The following is a 3,138-nucleotide window of genomic DNA, read 5'->3' on the forward strand; positions in this document are numbered from 1 at the left end:
ACGCAGCTCACACAAGGGAAGGATCACCTTGTGCCCCCGCAAAATCACCGCATCGCTCCCCACATTCCCGACGCGCTCCATATACCGGGACGCCGGCACGACTTTGCCTTCCTGTGTCATCAGCACGAATTCCGGATCGGCACCAAGCAGAACGTCTTGAGACAGGTCTCCGCTTTCCTGTTCAAGTTCAAGCTCAATTGCCAGCTTCCGCACCGCCTCCGTCCACAAGTCCAAAAGCCTCTCGCCCATGCGCCCCCCATATTCAGGTGCCGGTTCGACGGCAATCACCAAGGTCTCGCCGGATGCTGTTGCCGCAAGGCGTACCAGGCCATAATCGAGCCCAAGGGCATAGATGGCCCTGACGGCCTCCTTTGCTGCGCGTCCTGCGTGAAATGTACCGTCCACCGGCACCTCCCGATATCCGATCTCCCGGCCTTCTTCAACGCTAGCTCCCGACGGCTTCATCTTCCGTTCCCAAACCGCCAGCGTTTCTAAATTGAAAACGGGAACGGCGTATTCATACGCCCATTTCTCCGGTTTCCATTCTTGTTTTGCTCCAGCTAAACTCTCCCCCGGCTCCAGTCCTTTGGTCTTCCGCTCCTTCTTTTTACCCCCTTGTCCCAATGCCAGCCGACCGCCGCACTTCAAACCGCTTATAGTCAGCAGTTGGGCGGCAAGCCGGGACTTTTGGGCGCGCAGCACCGGAACGGCGCGGTTCATAACCAGCGGATCCGTATTCGCTCCCGCCAATACCGGATCGGCCGCAAAGGTTCCAAAGCGGATGATTAGACGGACGTTCTCTTCCGGCAATCGCCTTCCATGGGGAACACCCAAACGGCTTGCCAGATTTAACGCCGCCGCTTCCCCGCCATGCAATAAATAAACGGTCACTCTCGACTCCCCCTTGCTTTGCCGTTCGCGGATTGGGGTCTATACCTGTAGCAAAAAGAGGGCATCCGCCCTCGGCAGTTGCCCCTCTCCTGCATAGGATACTTTAGCTCTGTTCTTCGTCCAGCAGGTCGAGGTCCAGCTCTTCAAAATCGCTGTCGTCCGCTCCGTCAAAGTCAAAGCTTTTTTCGTCGACGCCATCCAGACCGTTCGGATTGACCACGACGCACACCTTCGTCTCCGCTGTCATTTCCACCTGGAACTCCCGTTCCACCCGAATGACGACGCTGTCGCCGCGGGCTGAAACGGTGGCTTCCACGCAGCTGGGTTCTTGAACGGCAACCGCCGTGACTTCCGCCGTGGATACTTTGTGCTTTTTGTCCAAATAGCTCAGTTGAACCAGATCCACGTAAGTCACTGTCTCTTTAGCCACGTCCGTTTTGGTGTTGCGGTCATAGGAATACCAGATGTTGATGTCATACGTTCCCACCACTTCAATTCCCTCCGGGGAATGAGCCGCCTCGTATTGGTTATTGATAATCCATGCGCCGAGGATGCTGGTTGGAGTGTTTTTGGGAGTAACGGTATGACTCACCTGACTGAATTTCCGACCTTTGCCGCATACCGCTTTGGTAATGATTTCCCTGTATTGCAGATCTTTATCGAGAACGGACATGATTCAACCTCCTCCATACAATCATTCTTTTAAATTGTATGCAGGTCATTCGCCTAGAGTGACAACTTCCGGTTTGCCGCCCGAGGATTTTTTTACGGACATCTGAAGCCTATATTTCCCGTTCAACAGTACTCAGATCTCGTTTACCGGCTCCGGTTCTTTCACCCGATCCGACTTTTTGGCCTTTAAAGCCTTGGAGACACCCAAATACGTTCGCAGCTCCAGGCATAATTGCAGCAGAGCGGAGCGGGCTTCAAACTCCTCGCGGGTTACCGGCAACTCCATACTCTTAAATTCTCTCTCCAGTACCGCGAGATTCGTTTCTACTTTCCCGGTATAGTACGGCACCCGGATGTCCTCGCTTAAATCGACGAACAGCCGGGAGATGGCTTGTCCATGGGGCAGACTTTGGTATACCTGGGACACCAAATCCAGCATCCGCTGGATGGATTGAAAATGCTGGCGCCGCATTTCGAAATACCTCAGCCATTCCTGATCCGTCTGAAACAGCGCATTCTCCGCAGCGCTTTCGGCGGAGGCTATACCTTGCTCCAGCTTGTCTGAGGCAGCCAGCAACTCCGCGCCATCCCAAACCCGCGCAGGATCAACCAGATGGGCGGAAATTTCGATGAAAATCGCAGCAAACGTCTCTTCCAGTTGGATTTTAATCTGCTCCAGCTTACGGAAGGAGTTTGGCATATAGACCATATTGATGACGGCTGCCGTTCCCAAACCGACGGCGAGAAGCGCAATTTCGTTTCCGATCAAGGGAAGCGTTACGCTTTTTTCCGCAAAAAGATGGAGCATCAAGACGCAGCTGGTGACGATCCCGTCCTGCAATTTGAACCGATACAGTACCGGATAGGTGATCAACAGATAGATGCCGATAACCCAAATCTGAAAACCCAGCAATTGAAAAGCGGCGGATGCGACCAGAAGCCCCAGAGCCGACGCGAAAAAACGGACGGAAACGCTGCGCATTCCCTTCCGCTTCGTCATATCGATACCAAGCACAGCCATAAGAGCAGCGGAAAAGGGCGAGGTCAGCTTAAGAAATTCGGCAATATAGATAGCCGCCACAGCGGCCACCGCCGACTTGGCGACCCGGATGAGCATGTTCGGATTCATTTTCGATTTGCCTCCCGGCATATGATTAACGTTTCGCATACATATTCTACTGCCAATTGCCTACAATAAGTGCGATTAGCGATTTCCCTAAAATTAAATCTGGGGGTTATGGAATGCGGCTTTCTGGAAAAGTAGCCATCGTCACCGGTGCAGCCTCGGGCATGGGCAAAGCCATTGCCGAGCGATATGCGGCGGAAGGAGCGAAGGTGACGGTCTCCGATCTGCGCCTCGAAACGGCGGAAACGGTGGTGTCCGGCATCAAGGCAAAAGGCGGGGAAGCCTTTGCAGTCGCAGCCAACGTCGCCAAGGAAGAGGATGTCCAGCAATTGTTCGATAAAACCGTAGAGACCTACGGCACCGTCGACATTCTCGTGAATAACGCCGGAATTATGGACAACTTCTATCCCGCAGCTGAAGTAACCGATGATTTGTGGGACCGGGTCATT

The 3,138-nt window shown here is 53.8% G+C and carries 4 protein-coding genes; 1 reads left to right on the forward strand and 3 read right to left on the reverse strand.

Features of this window, described 5'->3' with window-relative positions; all coding sequences use genetic code 11:
* The 3 genes from TJ79_RS05500 to TJ79_RS05510 all read right to left on the reverse strand — a co-directional run.
* A partial coding sequence (locus tag TJ79_RS05500; protein ID WP_040949300.1) for a putative amidoligase domain-containing protein occupies positions 1-891 on the reverse strand: 891 nt, incomplete at its 3' end.
* Positions 892-994: 103 nt separating this feature from the next.
* Positions 995-1,564, reverse strand: coding sequence for an outer spore coat protein CotE (cotE, locus tag TJ79_RS05505; RefSeq protein WP_040949301.1), 570 nt, complete (start codon positions 1,562-1,564; stop codon positions 995-997).
* Positions 1,565-1,696: 132 nt separating this feature from the next.
* Positions 1,697-2,692: an aromatic acid exporter family protein gene (locus TJ79_RS05510; RefSeq protein WP_052339310.1), complete on the reverse strand. Its 996-nt coding sequence runs from the start codon at positions 2,690-2,692 to the stop codon at positions 1,697-1,699.
* A 113-nt stretch (positions 2,693-2,805) separates the two neighbouring features.
* On the opposite strand from TJ79_RS05510, the gene TJ79_RS05515 reads away from it, so the two are divergent.
* A partial coding sequence (locus tag TJ79_RS05515; RefSeq protein WP_040949302.1) for an SDR family NAD(P)-dependent oxidoreductase occupies positions 2,806-3,138 on the forward strand: 333 nt, incomplete at its 3' end.

Source organism: Gorillibacterium massiliense (genome assembly GCF_000455485.1).
GTDB lineage: Bacteria > Bacillota > Bacilli > Paenibacillales > NBRC-103111 > Gorillibacterium > Gorillibacterium massiliense.